A 17,700-nucleotide genomic window follows, 5' to 3' on the forward strand; every position below is an offset into this window, starting at 1 on the left:
TCATTGCGGCACATTTGAATCACTGAGCAGCAGATTGCTGCATAATGCTGCGCTCGAGGGCATCAAGTGTCAATAGACGGTGGTGAGTTGGGCTGAGTGTTCAGGCCCGGGCAGCGGCCCCGCAGGAGGACCTGACGATCAGTCGGGGCTGGATCAGCAACTGGCGGACGGGTACGGCTGAGGGGTCGGGCGCGTCGAGGCGTTCCAGGAGCAGCCGCGCGGCCTGGGCACCGATCTCGTGCTTCGGCGGCGCCATCGCGGTCAGGGGCACATCGGCCAGGGAGGCGATCTCGTCGTCGTAGGCGATCAGCGCGATGTCGTCCGGCGTGCGCAGGCCCTGGGAACGCATCCGCCGCATCAGCTCGATCGCGTCGTGGTCGGAGTGCACCAGCGCGGCCCGGACGCCGTCGGCCAGGCACTCCTTGATGAACCGGTCATAGAGCCGGGTGGCCTCCGTGGGCCCCAGCCGGGGGCGTCCGCTGTCCACGACCGGTGCACCGGAGACAAGGCCCAGGTGCCGGACGGCCGCTTCGTACCCCTCGCGGAGCAGGGGCGCGGTGGGGCTGCCGTTGGTGAACAGCCCCACCCTCTCGTGCCCCAGGTTCATGAAGTGCCCGACCGCACCGAACGCGCCCTGCTGGTGATCGGTGGCCACGAACTCGCCTGGTACGTAGCGACCGTACGGCCGACGTTCCATCAGCACGAAGGGCAGCCCGACGGCCCGAAGCCGTTCGAACGGTTCCTGAGGCAGGATGTGGCCCGTGGCGGAGGTCACCAGCAGCCCGGTGGCGCCGGACGCGGCCAGCTCCTCGATCTGCTGTGTGTCATTCGGGTACGTGTAGTCACTCAGGCCGATGACCACGCGGACACCGCGCTCGGCGGCCACGGCCTGCACACCGGCGACGACGCGCGGGTAGTAGTAGTGCGCCGACGGGACCAGCAATCCGAGCGTATGTGCCGAAGCCGGCCTGGCATCGGCGCGCAGAGGGTCCGACGGCGCGCCCGCAGGCCGTGACTCGGACGGCTGCCCGGGCCGGGCGGTGCGGGATGTCGCGAGCACGGCACCCCCGCGGACCCGGGTCACCCGCCCTCCGGCCTCCAACTCGAGGAGATCCCGCCGGATGGTGGCGCGCGAGACGTTCAGGCGCGCGGCCAGTTCGGTGACCTTCAGCCCCTCGGATGCCTCCAGCTCCCTGACCAGTAGCTCATGCCGCTGCGCAACGAGCATGTCAGACACGGCCCCCCTGTGAGCAGATTTGAACGATTCTAACCCGCTCACCTCATCTGCCACCCGGAACCGATCTGGTCATCGAGCCGGTCGAGGAGTGTCTTCCGCCAGTACCACGCAGGCGCTGAGATGCCAGGTCTTGTCCTTCTCCGTGGACAGCTCCAGGTCCACCTCGCGTCCGGACGAGCCGCCGTCCAGCGGGATCCGGAGCCAGGTGAACTCCCGGCCGTCGAGTTGCTCGCTCCGGGCCGTCTCGGTCCCGTCCACACGGACGATCAGCGGCCTGTTGAAGGTGTTGGGGTCGCCGGTGAGCAGATGCGCGGTGCAGCGTCCGGCGGGCAGCTTCAGCCGCAGCACGGTCGGGGCGCCGCTGCGTACGTAGTCCCGGCGAACGACATCGAACAGCCCGGTGTCCGTGGCGGCGGGGCTGTTGCCGACCCAGCCGAATGCGGCGCCCTCGTGCCAGACGCCGGCCGGTGAGAGACGGGTGTAGTCCTTCAGCACCGGCGCCGAGTCGGGCCCGGCGTCCAGCGCGTGCACGCAACGCGCGGCGGGCGGGACGACGACGGCCCTGGCCAGGCTGCGCAGCGAGGAGTCGAGGACCTGCACCGTGCCCGACCTCGGGCGGGCGTGCAGTGTGGCGAGCGCGGGGGTCGGCGGCGGCACGACGGGCATCTTCACCGTCTCGCCCTCCCGCGAGGCCACGTAGCAGGTCGCCTCCTCGGACCGCCAGCCCTCGGGTACGTCCAGCGTGGTCACGGCGCGCAGCCCGGAGCCCGTCGCGTTGACCACCTGCACCGGCAGCTCGTTGCGCTCCCCGCCCAGCAGCGCCGTGTCGGCCGGGGCGACGATCGCCTGGAGCCAGCCGCGGCGCTCGTCGCGGATCCGGCTCAGTTCGAACCAGTAGGCGACCAGGGTGTCCCGCCACTGGGCGGCCCTGGTGTTCTGCTCCCCGAACTGGCGGCGCACTTCGGTGAACCGCCGGTGGTCGACGCGGCGGCGCAGCCCCTCCCAGTCCGTGCGCATGTCCGCCACCCGTGCCGCGCCGGAGAAGTGCGTGTCGTAGATGTGCTGGATCACGGTCTTGCCGTTGTCCAGCACGTGGGTGTACGGGACATGGTGCAGGAAGAGGAGCAGTTCCTCGGGGCAGTTCGCCGGCGACTCGTAGGCGTCCCGGATCGCCGGTGCGTACAGCTTGGTGTAGCCGTTGCCGGTGGCGGCGGTGCGGTCGTAGCCGATGCCCTCGCGGTTGGACTTGTGGAACTGGGTGGTCGTGGTCGGGCTGGGGTCGAGGTGCCCGGTCACCGAGCCGTCCGGCGGATGGGTGAGGTATCCCGTGCCCAGCGGCGAGGTGTAGTCCTCGTAGGTGCGCCAGGAGTCCCGGAGCAGGGCGGTGACCGTCCTGACGACGTCGGGGTCGTTGCCGAAGGTCATCCGGGTCCACTCGGTGGCCAGGTCCTGTGCGGACAGGTCCGGGTTCCAGGAGAGCCGTCCGTAGCCGTGGGTGTTGGCGGCGGCCAGGTGTGAGCCGGTCCAGTTCCTGGCATCGCCGAAGTTCATCACGCCGGCGAATCCGAAGTGCGAGTAGAGGTGCACGCGGCCGGTCACGACACGGGCCACGGTGCTGCCCTCGCCGGCCTTGAGCGTGTCGAAGTCCAGGACCTCCTTCCACTGCGGGACCAGATAGCACAGATGGGCGGCGTGTCCGGTGTACTCCTGCGTCACCTGAAGTTCGATCACCGAGTTGGTGTGCGGCAGTGAGCCGAAGAGGGGGTGGGCGGGCTCGCGGACCTGGAAGTCGATCGGCCCGTTCTTGATCTGCACAACGGTGTTGTCCGCGAACTTCCCGTCCAGCGGCGTGAAGTCGAGGTAGGCCTGCCGGTCCCACTTCTCGTCACTGTCGTGCACGAACGCCCGCCACATCACGATCCCGCCGTACGGTCTCAGCGCGCCCGCCAGCAGGTTGGCCCCGTCGGCATGGGTGCGTCCGTAGTCCAGTGGCCCGGGGCGGCCCTCGGAGTTGGCCTTCACCAGGAAGCCGCCGAAGTCCTCGATCCTGCCGTAGATCTCCTCGGCCTTCTTCGTCCACCAACTGCGCACCCCCGGGTCGAGGGGGTCGGCGGTGTTCAGCCCGCCCAGGTCGATGGGGGCGGCGAAGTTCGCCGTGACGTACAGCGCCACCCCGTAGCGGCGCAGCACACCGGCCAGCGCGGCCAGCTTGGTCAGGAACGGCTCGGCGAGGTAGTCCGCAGGCGTGTTGACGTTATTGATCACGGCGCCGTTGATGCCGAGCGAGGCCATGACACGCGCGTAGTCCGTATACCGGTTGTCGAGTTGCGGCAGCTTCTCCCAGTCGAAGAAGGACCGGCCGGCGTAGCCGCGCTCGATCGAACCGTCCTTGTTGTCCCAGTGGTTGGCCACGCGCAGCGGGGCGGCCGGGCGCTCCGTGAGGTCGACGTGTTCCAGCGGCCGTCGCGTCTGTACGAGGCGCAGCAGGTGGAACGCGCCGTAGAGCACACCGCGGTCGGCGTGGGCCGCCACCACGGTGAAGTCCCTGCCGCGCCGGGTGACCCGGCGGATGACATACCCCTCGTCGCCCAGCTCGGCCAGATCGGCCGCGGGGACGAGCTCTCGGATCAGGGCGGAGCTTGTCGGGGTGCCCACCACAAGCGCCGCGCGTGTGCCGGATCTGGTGCGTGGCACTACTCGTGTACCGAGCAGCCCGGTGAGCCCGCGTGCCAACTCGTCCACCGCCGACCGTTGGAGCGGGCCGCCTCCTTGCCAGACCAGATACTCCAAAGCGGCCCGGTATCGCTCAAGTTGACCGGCGTCCTCCACCTGTCTGTACCGCAGCCACAGGTCGTACCCGTCCTCGGCGGGCAGCGTGGCCGTCGACGGTTCGGTGCCGAGGTCCGGCTGCGCCGACGCCGGCGCGGAGAGGCTGAGCGAACCGACCGCGCTTCCGAGGGCGGCCGCGGACAGAATGCTGCGGCGCGGTATTCCTGAGCTCATGACTCCCACTTCCGTTGATGAACGAACAGTGCGCATCCAGGCCAGGACCAAGCCCGGCCACCGTCACACGCGTCACCACAGGTGTCAACGCAACGGACTCCACATCCAGGGTGCCCGCCGACGTAACTGGAGCAGGTGCTCCAGTTGCCCCGATAAGATCGGCGTATGGCTGCAATGGGACCGGACAAGCACTTGCGGGCGGACGCCGAGCGGAACAGGCAGCGTGTCATCGCGGCCGCTCGTCAGGTCTTCGCGGACGAAGGCCTGGGCGTCTCGATGCGTTACATCGCCAAGCGCGCCGTCTCCTCACGCGGGGCGTCACTGCTAACCGGAAATTGATTTTCCGGTTACCCTGTCGGAGGTTAACGTCGTGAGCAAATGACACCGACCACACCGCCTGCGGACAGGCCGCTCCGTGCCGACGCCCGACAGAACGTCGAGCAGATCCTCGATGTCGCCCAGCAGGTCTTCGCCGACCTCGGCTACCAGGCGTCGATCGCGGAGGTCGCCAAGCGCTCCGGCCTGGGCATGGGCACGATCTATCGGCACTTCCCGAACAAGGCCGTGCTGGTCGAGCGCATCGCGATCAAGGTGATGGGAGAGAGCCTGGCCCAGGTCCGGCGCGCCCTGGCCGAGGAACCGGTCACGTGGACCGCCTTCAGCCGGGTCGTACGCCACATGACCCGGCTGCGCAGCAGCCAGCTCTTTCCTGTGTCCCGCGGACGGGCCACCGACGCCGGGCCCGAACTCAGCGCCGTCCGTACCGAGCTCCTCGCCGCCCTGGACGACCTGGTGACCCGTACCCAGCGGGCGGGAGTCCTGCGCGACGACGTCAACGCCTACGACATCGTCCTGATGCTCAACTCCATCCCGCCGAGGCACACATCCGATACGGCGGACGACGAACCCGTATCCGACCTGGCGGACCGGTACACCGGCGTCCTCCTGGACGGCCTGCGAGCCCCCGGCTCCGAGCCCCTGTCCCAGCCCGCGCCCGGCCGCCGGGAGATCGACCAGTTCTTCCGCGCCACGCACGGACTGTGACTGGATGGGCTCCACGCCGGCGCCCGGCGAAGCCTCCAACGGCGCCCGGCCGTTGGAGGTCGCCCATGGGTGGTTCCTCTCGTGTGAAGCCTTTGAAGCCTTTCGGGTCAGCGCGCGGTCGGCGGGGCGAGGCGGGAGAGATAGTTGTACGGGGACGAGGCGCCCTGGGAGAGGGCGTACAGCGCGCCGTCCGGGGTCGTGGCCAGCTGCGCGACCGTGGTGCCGTTGGTGAGCGAGGTGTCGGCCACCCACGAAGTGCCGCTCCAGCGCAGCAGCTTCGGGCCGCCGCTCAGGTCAACCCACACGCCGGCGTAGATCTGACCGCCGTAGTTGGCGAACGACGTGACGCGGCCGGAGACGGGGATGTCCCTGCGCGTCCAGGTCGCGCCGTCCCAGTGCGACACGTGGCTGTCGGAGGCGACCCACACGTCGTTCGGACCGTTGCTGAGCACGGTACGCAGGATGTTCATCTCGCCCGGCGTCTCGGGAACCGGCACCTCGCTCCACTTGGTGCCGTCGTAGTGCATGGCCAGCGGCTGGTAGTCGGCGGGGACGCCGCCCTTGTTGCGATAGCCGACGGCCCAGATGTCGTTCTCGGACCGCACGTCGATGGCGTCGAAGCCTCCGTCTATGCCGGTGAACGTGGTGGTGTTCCATCTCTGGCCGTCCCAGTGGGTGACGGTCGGGGTCCATCCGTCCTTCCGGTTGTTGCCCGCGCCCCACAGGCTGGTTCTACTGACCGCCTCGGCGTCGAGAATCTCCAAGTTCCGGGTATCGGGGCTGAGGTCGGACGACCACTTGGTGCCGTCGTAGTGGTGGACATGCCAGACAGTGGAGCCGATGTCCTTCCGGCCGATCGCCCACAGGTCGTTGGGGCCAGTACCGGCCAACGTGCCCAACGCGGCGTCGGTGGGCGGCTTCAGCTCCTTCCAGGTGCTGCCGGACCGCTGCCACAGCTTCTCGTCGGGGAGGCAACCCCCCCAGCAGTAGGGCTTCGTCGTGGCGTAGGCGTTCTGACTGTCGAAGGGCAGCAGCGAGAAGTTCACATTAGTGGCGGGGACCGGTAGCGATTCCCAGGTCGTCGCGGCGTTCGCGGGCGACGCGACCAGGCCGACGGCCAGGGAGGCGGCCGCGACGAGGAGCGTGGCGGTACGCCGGCTTCGGAAGGTGCTCTGTGTCATGTGATGCTCCTTGAGTCATGTGAGGCCCAACTGGCCGTCAGACGGAAGGACTTGATCGACACCAGACCGTAGATGTGGAACACGAGGTACAGCAGTGGCGTACCAGCCAATACCGCCCCTTCTGTCTCACAGGCCTGAGAAACACCGCCGACCCCCTACTCGGGCCGGAACCACACTCGTCCCCCCGGCCCTCTCTGCCCGGCCAGTGACAGATCGGCCGCGTGCACCACGCCGATCACCGGATAGCCGCCGGTGACCGGATGGTCGGCGACTCGGTTGCTGCGGCTGGTGGCCTCCCAAGGCTGCCGGTACAGGGTCCGCACGGAGACCGTGTCGAACCAGTCGTCGCGCGGCCCGGGAACCACCCGCAGCGTGATGTCGTCCGGCAGGGCGGAGCGGTGCGCCGGGTCCACGCCGGGCATCGGGCCGCCGGGCGCGCCCACCGGGAGCAGGGCGCCGGCTGTGAGCGGTGCGGGGCCGAGGCCGGAGAGCAGGTCGGTGGCGCGGGAGCGAGTCAGCTCCTCGCCGAGCCGGCGGGCGATGTCCACCGCGCCCGCAGTGTCGCCCTGCACGCACAACGAGTCGGCGGATATGTCGATGTCCGTGCCGTCGACGGCGGCGACCGCGGTCGGTGTCGGCACCGGCTTCGACCGGGTGGAGTCGGCCCGCGCCGGCGAATGAGTGGAGCGTTCGGCGGCGGCTTCCCGTGGCCCGGAAGAATCAAGACCGTTCAACGAGGAAATAGTTTTCGGCCGCGCTGGACGAGAATTCATCTATTAACTACAAGGGTTACTTCAACCGAGTAATTCGGAGCAGAGGTCCGATGTTCTGGACGGAAGTACTTCCTCCGGTTTGCCCACTCGGCGTGCGTCAAGCCGTGGCCGAGAGTGGCTGATTGACCGGAATCGCGGCCTATGGCACCTGTCGTCAACACTGGCTTCCTCGAGTAAATGCTGTAAATGCTGCCCCTGGGCGGGGTGCTGCTCGAGCCTCCGCCGCCTGACGATGGAAACAGGTGCCGCCCCGCCTGTGCGTTGCACTTTCTTTATCTCGACCAAGTCTTGACCACCGGTTGCCGATACTCATAGCCTCCCTTTCATCGCCGATGCGCCAATGACCAGGGCGCATCGGCAGGCATGGTTTACCGCAAGGAAACCTAATCTTAATGATGGGGGGAAATACGTGTACGACGTCATAGTTGTAGGCGCCCGCTGTGCCGGATCGCCGCTGGCGATGCTCCTTGCGCGACAGGGGCACCGGGTACTCGTGGTGGACCGGAGCTCCTTCCCGAGCGACACCGTCTCCACGCACTACATCCACCAGGCAGGGCTCCTGCGGCTCCAGGAGTGGGGTCTGCTCGACGAGATCATCGCGGCCAAGACCCCGGCGCTGAACAAGATGCACTACTCGTATCGCGGGATCCAGCTCAACGGCTTCGCCGACCCCGTGGGCGGCATCGACGCGGTGTACTGCCCGCGTCGCACCGTGCTCGACGAGATCCTGGTCAACGCGGCCCGCCGGGCCGGCGCCGAGGTCGTCGAGGGATTCACCGTGACCGACCTGGTCTTCGCCGACGACCGCGTCGTGGGCATCCGGGGACGCGACGGTGACGGTCCGGAGCGCGAGTTGCGCGCCACCGTGGTCGTCGGCGCCGACGGGTTCCACTCCACCGTCGCCAAGAAGGTCGGCGCCGAGCTGTACGACGTCCGCCCCGCCGCCGGCTTCATCTACTACTCGTACTACAGCGGCCTCGACTGGGGCCTGCACCACAAGGCCGGCTTCAACGAGCAGTGGTTCGGCACCTGGCCCACCAACGACGGCCTGCACATGCTGGCCATCATCGGCACCCGGCGCCTGCTCAAGGAATTCCGCCAGGACGTGGAGACACGCTTCCAGGCCGTCTTCGACGACGTGGATCCGCAGATGGGTGCCCAACTGCGCGACCAGGGCAGGCGGGAGGAGGACTTCAGGCCCATGCGCTACCCGGACAACTACTATCGCCGCGCGTACGGGCCCGGCTGGGCCCTCGTCGGCGACGCCGGTTACCACAAGGACCCCTACACCGGGTGGGGCATCACGGACGCCTTCCTCCACGGCGAGATCCTGGCCGACCGCATCCACCAGGGACTCGCGGGCGAGCGCCCGATGGAGGAGGCGCTGGCCGAGTACAACAAGGTGCGTGACGAGGAGAGCTCCGGCGTCTACGACTTCACCACCACCCTGAGCGAACTCACCGAGCTACCGCCCTTCTTCCGCGCCACGATGGACGCGATGAGCAAGAGCCAGGAGTGGACCAACAAGATGCTCGGGCTGATCGGGGGCATCGTCGAGGACCACGAGATCTACTCCCCGGACGCCCTTGAGCGCCTCTACGACGATGCCGGCGTGGAGCAGGACCAGCGGATCTACGACCCCGCCGGCTGAGCCTCAGGCCCGCCGACCGGCCCGGCGGTCGACCCGACGACCGCGAGTGGCAGCCGCCGTCGCGGGCTGACGCGCCAAGCACTTCATACAGAAAGCATCGGCAGCCGTACGTCACGCCTCCGCGCGCACACGGCTCCCCGGGCGCCGCGTCGTCCGAAAGCGTGGTGTCCCGCTCCAGGTGCTGCCCGGTCGATCCGCAGCAACCTCACGGTGTTTTCCGTCATTCCCATTCCTCGGGCCGCCCTGTGCCGTCGTACCGCGCAGGCGGCGAGGGTGCTTCCCGCGGCATCGGACACCGCGGTCACTCCGCCCCGCGGGCCCGAGGGCATCGGCACGTTGCCACCGCCTTCCACGCACCCTCCGAGGGAGCCCAGCAGATGACACGCGCGCCCAGCATGTTCCACCTGATCAGCGAGCAGTCCGACCAGAGGCCCTACTTCGAGACCGGCGGCGTCGGTCGTTCGCACGAGTTCTACACCGGCCAGGAGCAGTACCAGCGGGAGATGGCCCGCATCTACGGCCGGCGCTGGCTCCCGGTGGACCATGTGTCCCGCCTCAAGCAGAAGGGCGCCTACAGCACCCTGAACATCGGCACCGGGTCGGTCCTCCTCCTGCACGGGGACAACGGGATCCAGGCGTACCACAACTACTGCCGCCACCGTGGCTACAAGCTCGTGGAGGAGGCCGCCGGGAAGCGGCAGAGCCTGGTCTGCCTCTATCACTGCTGGGTCTACGACCGCAACGGCCGACTCAAGAGCTTCAACGGCACGTACTTCGACCACTTCTTCGAGAAGGAGAAGAACGGGCTGCTGCCCATCCGCACGGAGATCCGCTACGGCGTCGTGTTCATCACCTTCTCCGACGACGCCCCGGACCTCGACGCCTCCCTGGGCGAGCTGGGCGAGTTCGCGCGCGTCTACGAGCTGGCCGATCTGGAGTGTGTGCAGGCCAAGGACTATCCGGTCGCCTCGAACTGGAAGCTCGTCGCGCACAACGTCAACGAGAGCCTGCACTTCCCGACGGCCCACAAGGACCTGCACCGCATCACCGACTTCGACGACGCGGGCACCTACGACCTCAAGGGCGACATCGTCGGCGCCTGGCAGTCGATCCGCGGTGGCTTCAACTCCGTCTCCATGACGGGCCGCAGCGGGCGCGTCCCCATGCCCCTGGTGCCCGAGGCGGACCGGCAGCGGATCAACTGGATCACGATCCTGCCCAATCTGCTGTTCGGGTTCACCGCCGACTACGTGATGATGCAGTGGGTCTGGCCCGAGAGCCCCGGCACCTGCTTCGTACGGCACTTCTGGCTCTTCCACCCCTCGGAGACCGCCAAGGACGACTTCTCCCACGAGGCCGTCTTCGCGCTGTGGGACAAGGCGAACTACGAGGACTGGGAGATGTGCGAGCGCACCCACCGCGGTCTGTCGAACCCGATGTGGGCCCCCGGGCAGCTCTCCCTCGACGAGGAGGTCGTCTCCCAGATCGACGCCTGGGTGGCGGCCGAGACCACGGACCCCGCGGACGGCTCCGACGCCGCGCCGAGCGCCGGCTCCGCCCACCCCGTCGACTCCACCGCGGCCCAGGGGTGAACATGCCGACCAACTGCTTCATCATCGGGGGAACCCGGGTCCTCACCCAGTGCGCCGCCCAACTCTTCGACGCGGGCGTACGCATCGAAGGGATCCTCAGCGACGACCCGGCCGCGGCCGCGTGGGCGGCCGAGCACGCCGTTCCCCTGCTCGACCCCCGGGGCGACCTGGCGGGGGCGCTGTCGGAGCGGCCGTTCGACTATCTGTTCAGCATGGTCAACTTCCGGATTCTGTCCGGTGACATCCTCGAACTGCCCCGGGTCGCCGCGATCAACTTCCATGACGGCCCGCTGCCCCGGTACTCCGGCAGCCACGTTCCGGCCTGGGCACTGTACGAGGGCGAGACCCGCCACGCGGCGACCTGGCACCGCATGACAGAGGCGGTCGACGCCGGAAGCGTGCTGCTGGAGCGGTGGTTCCCGATCCGCGACCACTCCACCGCCCTGTCACTGACCTACGAGACGGCCGAGAGCGGAATCGAGCTGTTCCGCGAACTCGTTCCGCACGTGGTGGCCGGAACCCTGCCCCAGCCCACCGCCACCGCCACCGCCACCGGTGACCGCGAACGGCGGTTCTACCGACGGTCCGCCCGCATGGCGTCCGGCGGCCTGATCCACGCCGGCACCACGGCCGCCGAGGCCGCGCGGATCTCCAAGGCCCTGGACTACGGATCCTTCCCCAACCCGCTCGGGCTGCCGACGCTCGTCACCGAACAGGGCGCGGTGTTCACCCGGCAGATCAGGCTGATCCCCCGGGACGAGCCCCGCTCCGAGACCGTCGCGCTGTCGGTGACCACCTCGGCGCTGACCCTGTCCGCGCCGGACGCGGACCTCGTCCTGAGCGACTTCACGGCCGTCGACGGCAGCGCCCTCAGCGGCCAGGCCGCCGCGCAGCGGCTGGGCATCATCGAGGGCGCCGCGATGCCCGCCGCCTCGGCGGAGCGGCTCGCGAACATCGCCGCCGCACAGAAGCCGCTGCGGGCCCATGAGCCGTGGTGGCAGGCGCGGCTGCGGGATCTGCGACCGGCGCGACTGCCCGCGGACGACTTCACCGCCGCCACCGCCCACTACGGGCGCTACGAGCTGGCCTTCACCCCCGCCTCGCGTGACGAGGCGGCCGGGGTGGTCCGGGCCTTCCTCGAGGCCGTGGCGGAGCGCACGGGGGAGCGGACCTTCGACTTCGCCTGGTCGCCGTCGGCCGCACGGGTCCTCGCGGAGCACACGCATGGCATCGCCGCCGCGCGCTTTCCCGTCCGGTACGCGTCGGACACCACCCGGTCCCTGCTGGACAAGCTCGATGAGGCGGCCTCCCGGAAGGGCTACGCCGCCGACCTCGAGGTGCGCCTCGGCCTGGCGGGACGTCCGCTGGGTTCCGAGGAGCCGACGTTCACGCGGCTGATGGTCCTGGAACGGAGCGTGGGGGAGGAGGCGTCCGCCGAACCGCACACCGAGATCGCGCTGCTGTGCCTCGAGGACGGTCCGCCCACGGTCTTCGTACGGGAGACCGCGATGGAAAGCGACGAGGCGCTGGCCTTCACCGAACGGGTCGAGGACATCGCGCTGGCCGCGCTGTTCCACGGCGAGGAAACGGCGCCCGCCGCACCGTCGGCCCCCCTCGCCGCGGTACCGGAGTCGGCGGGTGAGCAGCCCGCGGCGGCCGGCCCGACCGTCCTCGACCTCATCGCCACGGCGGTCGCCGACCGGCCCGAAGCCGTCGCCGTGTGCAGTGGCCACCGGACGCTGGACTACGCCGGACTGGACGCCTGGGCGGACGCGATCGCCGCCCGCCTCCACGACCAGGGCGTCGAGAACGGCTCGGTGGTCGGTGTGCTGGTGGACCGGGGGGTTCAGTTGCTCCCCGCGCTGCTCGGCGTCCTGCGGGCCGGTGCCGCGTTCCTGCCGCTCGACCCGGGCTACCCCGTCGAACGGCTGCAACGCTGCACAGAGGTCGCGCGGTGCGACCTGATCCTCACCGATGCCCGTACACACGCTCTGGGAGCGCGGCTCGGCCCGGCCCTGCGCGTGCCGGACGCGGACGGCTCGGCGGCGGCGCGGCCGGCCGAGGTCGGCGGCCACGACCTGGCGTACACCCTGTTCACCAGCGGGTCGACGGGTGACCCCAAGGGCGTGGAGATCGAGCACGCGGCGCTGGCCAACTTCCTCACCGGGATCGGCGAACGCCTCGGCTCCTCGGCCGACGACCGCATGCTCGCGCACACCACGGTGGCCTTCGACATCTCCCTGTTGGAACTGCTCCTTCCGCTGACGGTCGGTGCCACGGTCGTCCTGGCCTCCCGCGACGTGGCGCGCGACCCGCGCCGACTGGCAGAGCTCATCGGCGAGGTGACCGTCGCCCAGGCGACGCCGAGCATGTGGCGTCTGCTGCTGGAAACCGGCTGGACCCCGCCCGCGCGGCTCACCGTCCTCTCCGGCGGCGAGGCCCTGCCCATGAGCGTCGCCGAGCCGCTGCACGCGTCGGCGCGGGAGCTGTGGAACCTCTACGGGCCGACCGAGGCGACCATCTGGGCCTCCTGCCACCGCATGACGTCCCCGGGGTCCTTCCTGCCTCTGGGCGATCCCCTGCCGAATCTCGAACTGCACGTCCTGGACGGCCAGTTGGAGCCGAGCGCCGTCGGGACGACAGGTGCGCTGTACATCTCCGGCGCCGGGCTCGCACGCGGCTACGCCGACCGCCCGGACCTGACCGCGGACGCCTTCCTCACCCATCCGCACACCGGTGTGCGGTTGTACCGGACCGGTGACGAGGTACGGCTGCACACCGATGGAGCCGTCGAGTGGCTCGGCCGTGCCGACACCCAGGTGAAGGTGCGCGGCAACCGCATCGAACCCGCCGAGATCGAGCGGGTGCTGGAGCGGTTCACCGGCGTCAGCGCGGCCGTGGTCGTCGCGGCACGGTTCGAGGGACGTGGCGAACCGCGGCTGACCGCCTATCTGGTCGGTGCCGCCACGGCGACGAAGTCGCAGCTCGACGAGTTCGTCAGGGGGCCGCTGCCCGACTACATGGTGCCCGACGCCTACGTGCGCGTCGAAGCACTGCCGCTGACCGGCAACGGCAAGGTCGCGCGGGCGCGGCTGCCGCTGCCGACGCGGGACAACATCGTCCCGTCCACCGCCGAGCCCGCGGAGGTCCCGGGGAGCGGCATCACCGAGGGAGCCCTTGCCGACTCGATCGCACGGAGCTTCGCGGCCACGCTGGGACACACCGACTTCGCGGTGCAGGCCAACTTCTTCGACCTCGGCGGTGAATCGGCCAACGTCACGGTCGCCGCCGCGCGGCTCAGCCGTGAGCTGGACGCCCAGATCAGCCCTCCGTTGATCTTCGCGACCGGCACGCCGGCCAAGCTGGCCCGGCTGCTGGGGGCGGAGGGTCTGGTGCCGATCACCGACGCCGGGGCGGACGAAGCCGCACCCGTGGCGGAGACGCCGGTCGCGGCCGACGTGACGCCGGAGCCCGCCCGGCCGGAGCCCGCCCGGCCCGAGCCCGCACGGCGCCCGGCCGACGACAGCGCGCTGGCCGTCATCGGTATGGCGTGCCGGTTCCCCGGGGCCGCCACACCCGACGAGTTCTGGCTCAACCTCGTAGGCGGCATCTCCAGCGTGGGGCAGGCACCGGCCGGAAAGCGGGGCTGGGCACACCTCTGGTCCGACGCCGATGACGTGCACATGGGCTGGATCGACGGGGTCGAGTACTTCGACGCCGCGCGCTTCGGCCTCACCGACCGTGAGGCACGGCGGATGGACCCCCTCCAGCGCATCCTGCTGAGCGTGGCGGCCGAGGCACTGGAGAGCTGTGGCCACGACCACACGTCGCTCGGCGCCGACACCGGAGTCTTCATCGGAACGATCGCGAGCGACTTCCCGGAACTGGTGGCCGACAGCACCGGCCACGCCGACCCACACGTGGCCACGGGCACCGCCATCTCCATGGTCGCCAACCGGCTGTCGCACACCTTCGGCTGGTCGGGACCGAGTTTCGCGGTGGACACGGCGTGCTCGTCGTCCCTGGTCGCCCTGCACCAGGCGGCCATGCACCTGCGCGCGGGCGAGGTGGACGCCGCCGTGGTCGGCGCCGCGAATCTCGTGCTGACCCCCGACAAGACACGCTCCTTCGCACGCAACGGGATGCTGTCACCGCAGGGGGTCTGCCGCACCTTCGACGAGGCGGCGGACGGCTATGTACGCGGCGAGGGCTGCGGTGTCGTCGTCCTCAAACGGCTCACGGACGCCGAACGCGACGGCGACCCGGTCCTGGCCGTGATCCGCGGCACGGCCGTCAACCACACCGGCGGAAGCGCCGGTTTCCTCACCGCGCCCAGCAGGCCGGCCCAGGAATCGGTGCTGCGCAAGGCCCTGAAGGCGTCCGGGATCACCGCGGGCGGCATCGGATACGTCGAGGCGCACGGCACCGGCACACAGCTCGGCGACCTCATCGAACTCGAGGCCCTGCACGCGGTCCTCGGCGAGGCTGCCTCGCGACCGGTGGCCGTGGGTTCGGTGAAGACGAACGTCGGCCATCTGGAGCCCGCCGCGGGGATGGCCGGCCTCATCAAGACGATTCTCGCGCTCCAGGCCGGCAGCATCCCGCCGTCCCTCAACTTCACCACCCCGAACAAGGCCTTCGACTTCGACAGCTCACCCCTGTTCGTCGCCGACCGGCTGCTGCCCTGGGAGGGGCCGCGGGTCGCCGGAGTCAGCAGCTTCGGCTTCGGAGGCGCGGGCGCCCACGTTGTGGTCGAGGCCGCCCACTCCGGGGACCTTCACACCACGGACCACGGGCCGCGACTGCTGACCCTGTCGGCGGGGTCCCAGGCCGCGCTGCACACGCTCGCACAGCGGCTCGTCATGATGGTGAGCTCCGCGTACTGCCCGCCCCTGGCCGCCCTGAACGACGCGAGCCTGCGCCGCCCGGCCGCCTCGCACCGACTCGCCTGCGTGGTGGACAGCCTCGAGCAGCTCGAGGACAAGCTGCGGCTGTTCCTGGCCGGCGTGGGCGAAGCCCGTTCCCTGTACGTCGGGGTGGCCCTCGGTACCGAGCGCACGAGGACGGCGCCGCTCGACACAGGAGCCGGGCGGGAGCAACTGGACGCGTTGGCCCGGCGGTTCGTCGCGGGCGTGGACCTCGTCACCGGGCCGGGGCGTGCGCGGGTGCGTTTTCCGACCGCGCCGCACGACGAGCGGTACCTCTGGCTGGAGCCCGCCGGCCGGCCGAGGCCCGCGCTCCCGCCGCACGCCACCGCGCCGGCCGGTCGTCCCACGAACTCGTGGGCCGAGCAGCCCGAGGCCGACGAACACGTGGTCCTCGGCAAGCCGACCCTGCCCGGTGCCGCGTACCCTGGCAGGGTCGCCGAGCTCCTCGGCGGGGACCGGTTCGGCCTGCGCGATCTGACGTTCCGCGTGGCCGTCGAGGGGCCCGAGGCCCTCTCGGCCGAGCGCGACGGAACCTCGGTCAGGTTCCGCAACACGGCCGGAGCCCTGGTCTGCGATGCCGAGGTGACCGGCGTCGAGCAGCCGGTGCTCGCCGTCCCCGCCTCCGGCGACGGCTTCACGGCCGTGGACGTCGACGCGATGTACCGCGCCTTCGAACGGGACGGACTGCGCTACGGCCCCGGCTTCCGTACGGTCGCCTCCCTGGCCACCGCGCCCGGGCAGGCGACGGGCCTGCTGCGGGCCGGGGCCCAGCCGCACGGCGCGGTGGACGCCCGGCTCCTGGACGGGGCGTTCCAGGCCGCGCTCGCCGCGTGCGGCGCTGAAGGGCTGTACGTCCCCTTCGCCATCGAGCGGCTCACGGTCCTCGGCCGCCTTCCCGGAACCGCCCGGGTGTACGCCCGGCGCGACCGGGACACGGGCGCCGACACCGGCCTGCTCACCGGAAGCCTGGTGATCCTCGACGGCGACCAACCGGTGCTGGAGGCCCGCGGAATCACCTGGAAGCGGCTCTCACCGAGTTCGACGCACGGGACGGGGCAGCCCGGCACGTCGCGGGATGCCGTCCGTACCGCCCCGCCGATGGCCCCGGCCGCCGAGCGCAACGGTCACCGGGTCATGCCGGGGCGGCCCGGTGGGGCCGACCGCCTCGATGCCGCCCTGGCCCGGAAGGTCGCGTCCGCGCTGGAGATGGAGGTCGAAGCCCTCGAAGTGGACCGGCCACTTCAGGAGCAGGGGCTCGACTCCGTGCTCGCCGTCTCGCTGGCCCAGGACATCCGGGCGATGCTGGATGTCGACATCCCGGTCACCCTGGTGCTCGAGGTCGGCACGGTCGACAGACTCGCCGCCGAACTGCGCGAGGAGTACGGCGTCACGGCCGTACCCGGCTCCGACGCCGGGTCGGCCCCGGCCCCCGAACAGCCCCCGGCCCCCGAACAGCCCCCGGCCATGGACACCCGCGCGGCCCAGGTGTTCGCCACGTCGATCACCTCGACGGCCCTCCCGCCATCGGAAGAGGCCGCTGGGACGGCCGACACGGACCGCCACGACATCGCCATCATCGGTGTCGACGGAGTGTTCCCGGGCGCCGGGGACACCACGGAGCTGTGGCGCGCTCTGCTCGCCGGCGAGGACTGCCTGCGCGAAGTACCCGCGTCACGCTGGGATATCGACGCCTACTACGGCACGGAGGCCAAGCCCGGCACCGTATACCTCCGACGGGGCGGCTTCGTCGACGGGCTCACCGACTTCGACGCCGGGTTCTTCCGCCTGTCGCCCGCCGAGGCACAGTGGATCGACCCCCAGCAGCGTCATCTGATCCAGTCGGCGTGGCGGGCGCTGGAGGACGCGGGCCTGGCGGGCAGGGTGCGGGAATCCACGGGTGTGTTCGTGGGCGCCAGCTACCAGCACTACCGGGACATGGTGGTGGGCGACGTCGTGGAGACGGCCGCGGGCCTGGGAAACCACAACGCGATCCTCGCGAACCGGTTGAGTTATTTCCTGGATCTGCGGGGTCCGAGCATGACGATCGACACGTTGTGTTCGTCGTCGCTGGTGGCTCTGCACTCGGCGGTGCGCAGCATCCGTGAGGGCGAGTGCGAACAGGCCATCGTCGCCGGTGTGCACATGGGGATGTCGCCCCAGTACTTCCAGCTCGGTTCACGGCTCAGGTCGTTCTCTCCTTCGGGTGTGGTGCGGGCGTTTGATGCGGGGGCGGATGGGTTTGTGCCGGGTGAGGGGGTGGTGTCGGTGGTGGTGAAGCCGTTGGGTGCGGC

At 70.2% G+C, this 17,700-nt stretch carries 9 protein-coding genes; 5 read left to right on the forward strand and 4 right to left on the reverse strand.

What is annotated here, in order from left to right:
- Positions 1-100: 100 nt before the first annotated feature.
- Positions 101-1,228 carry a substrate-binding domain-containing protein gene (locus ACH4S9_RS18555; protein ID WP_358843099.1) on the reverse strand — a complete coding sequence of 376 codons (1,128 nt, stop codon included), beginning with the start codon at positions 1,226-1,228 and terminating at the stop codon, positions 101-103.
- 78 nt (positions 1,229-1,306) lie between these two features.
- Complete coding sequence (locus ACH4S9_RS18560; RefSeq protein WP_398372959.1) at positions 1,307-4,240, reverse strand: alpha-glucuronidase family glycosyl hydrolase; 2,934 nt, start codon at positions 4,238-4,240, stop codon at positions 1,307-1,309.
- Positions 4,241-4,405: 165 nt separating this feature from the next.
- Here ACH4S9_RS18560 and ACH4S9_RS18565 point away from each other — a divergent pair, with 165 nt between their 5' ends.
- Entirely contained in the window at positions 4,406-4,579 is a 174-nt protein-coding gene (locus ACH4S9_RS18565; RefSeq protein ID WP_385338494.1) for a hypothetical protein, read from the forward strand.
- A 39-nt stretch (positions 4,580-4,618) separates the two neighbouring features.
- Positions 4,619-5,284, forward strand: coding sequence for a TetR/AcrR family transcriptional regulator (locus ACH4S9_RS18570; RefSeq protein ID WP_385338491.1), 666 nt, complete (start codon positions 4,619-4,621; stop codon positions 5,282-5,284).
- Positions 5,285-5,391: 107 nt separating this feature from the next.
- On the opposite strand, the gene ACH4S9_RS18575 is transcribed toward ACH4S9_RS18570, so the two are convergent.
- Together ACH4S9_RS18575 and ACH4S9_RS18580 are read right to left on the reverse strand one after the other, a co-directional pair.
- Positions 5,392-6,465, reverse strand: coding sequence for a hypothetical protein (locus ACH4S9_RS18575; protein WP_398372962.1), 1,074 nt, complete (start codon positions 6,463-6,465; stop codon positions 5,392-5,394).
- Between the two features lie 155 nt (positions 6,466-6,620).
- A complete protein-coding gene (locus ACH4S9_RS18580; protein ID WP_385338485.1) occupies positions 6,621-7,106 on the reverse strand; it encodes a LamB/YcsF family protein in 486 nt (161 codons plus the stop codon).
- Between the two features lie 541 nt (positions 7,107-7,647).
- Between ACH4S9_RS18580 and ACH4S9_RS18585 the strand changes: the two genes are divergently transcribed.
- The 3 genes from ACH4S9_RS18585 to ACH4S9_RS18595 form a co-directional block, all read left to right on the forward strand.
- Complete coding sequence (locus tag ACH4S9_RS18585) at positions 7,648-8,889, forward strand: NAD(P)/FAD-dependent oxidoreductase (protein WP_358843089.1); 1,242 nt, start codon at positions 7,648-7,650, stop codon at positions 8,887-8,889.
- A 377-nt stretch (positions 8,890-9,266) separates the two neighbouring features.
- The gene (locus ACH4S9_RS18590; RefSeq protein WP_385338481.1) at positions 9,267-10,481 is read left to right on the forward strand and encodes an SRPBCC family protein; all 1,215 of its coding nucleotides are present in this window, start codon (positions 9,267-9,269) and stop codon (positions 10,479-10,481) included.
- A 2-nt stretch (positions 10,482-10,483) separates the two neighbouring features.
- Positions 10,484-17,700, forward strand: a 7,217-nt coding sequence (locus tag ACH4S9_RS18595; protein WP_398372965.1) for an amino acid adenylation domain-containing protein, incomplete at its 3' end; no start/stop codon positions are given.

The organism is Streptomyces sp. NPDC021225, from assembly GCF_044332865.1.
Classification (GTDB): domain Bacteria; phylum Actinomycetota; class Actinomycetes; order Streptomycetales; family Streptomycetaceae; genus Streptomyces.

What these genes read in the sequence shown, in the direction of transcription:
- ACH4S9_RS18555 (WP_358843099.1), bottom strand. Translation starts at nt 1,228, where the DNA reads ATGCTCGTTGCGCAGCGGCATGAGCTACTGGTCAGGGAGCTGGAGGCA.
- ACH4S9_RS18560 (WP_398372959.1), bottom strand. Translation starts at nt 4,240, where the DNA reads ATGAGCTCAGGAATACCGCGCCGCAGCATTCTGTCCGCGGCCGCCCTC.
- ACH4S9_RS18565 (WP_385338494.1), top strand. Translation starts at nt 4,406, where the DNA reads ATGGCTGCAATGGGACCGGACAAGCACTTGCGGGCGGACGCCGAGCGG.
- ACH4S9_RS18570 (WP_385338491.1), top strand. Translation starts at nt 4,619, where the DNA reads ATGACACCGACCACACCGCCTGCGGACAGGCCGCTCCGTGCCGACGCC.
- ACH4S9_RS18575 (WP_398372962.1), bottom strand. Translation starts at nt 6,465, where the DNA reads ATGACACAGAGCACCTTCCGAAGCCGGCGTACCGCCACGCTCCTCGTC.
- ACH4S9_RS18590 (WP_385338481.1), top strand. Translation starts at nt 9,267, where the DNA reads ATGACACGCGCGCCCAGCATGTTCCACCTGATCAGCGAGCAGTCCGAC.